A 394-nucleotide genomic window follows, 5' to 3' on the forward strand; every position below is an offset into this window, starting at 1 on the left:
GCTTCAGGTGGCTGGCTCCGATCGCTGCTGGACTCCGTGGAGACGATAGTCGGTACTGCCGCCGTTCACGGTTCGCCGCCGCACTTCCGCCGGATCGGTGGCTCCCTATGAGTCGAAGCTCTCCCGAGCAACTATGCAGGAGACGGACCGTCACAGTGTGGTTCAGGCCACCTGATCCCATGTCGCATATCGGGATCACTCCTCCCGGTCTTCATCGGCGGCCTCGTCCTCCCACTCGTCTTCCTCCACGTCCTCTCCGTCGTCCTCAGCATCGCCGTCTTCCGCGGTTTCGTACTCGTCGTCATTCTCCGAGTCCTCGGCCTGTGCTGCTTCTTCCTCTTCCAGGGCTTCTTCGTGTGACGTGACGACTTCACCGTCTCGGATCTCTCCGCGC

The 394-nt window shown here is 62.2% G+C and carries 1 protein-coding gene; it reads right to left on the reverse strand.

Features of this window, described 5'->3' with window-relative positions; translation table 11 throughout:
* Nucleotides 1-195 precede the first annotated feature (195 nt).
* A partial coding sequence (locus tag AC1DYK_RS36090) for a hypothetical protein (RefSeq protein ID WP_478170635.1) occupies nucleotides 196-394 on the reverse strand: 199 nt, incomplete at its 5' end.

The sequence above is a fragment of the Variovorax sp. P2_H12 genome (assembly GCF_056403395.1).